Origin of the sequence: Cellulosimicrobium cellulans, from assembly GCF_007679345.1 — a bacterium.
Taxonomy (GTDB): Bacteria; Actinomycetota; Actinomycetes; order Actinomycetales; family Cellulomonadaceae; genus Cellulomonas; species Cellulomonas cellulans_A.
Genome location: NZ_VEGH01000040.1, coordinates 1 through 302, shown reverse-complemented (window position 1 = coordinate 302; position 302 = coordinate 1). Strand labels below are relative to the sequence as shown.

The window sequence follows — 302 nt, the reverse complement described above, 5'->3', positions numbered from 1 at the left end:
AGGGTCAGTGCCCGGTGCACGGCCTTGTTCGCGGTCATCAGCGACCACCCGAGGCGCATGGCAAGTTCGTCTCCGGCGACGCATCCCTGGGTGGGTGGGGCCCCGGCCAGCGGGGACCACTGCGGGCTCATCTCCGGGCGGTTGGCCAGTTCGGCGACGGCGTCGAGCATCGCGGCGTGCTGGTGGGCCTCCATCCGCGCCCGGGCGGCGACCACCTCGACCAGGATGGCGGGTGCCAGCACGGTCAGGTCCAGCCCGCGCAACCAGGCGTCGAGCACGGGTCCGGGCGGGCACGCGGCGAT

1 pseudogene is annotated in these 302 nt (G+C 73.8%); it reads right to left on the bottom strand.

Going from position 1 to position 302, the window contains the following annotated elements:
• Positions 1-302: pseudogene (locus FS882_RS21255) on the bottom strand (hypothetical protein); the annotation flags it as partial.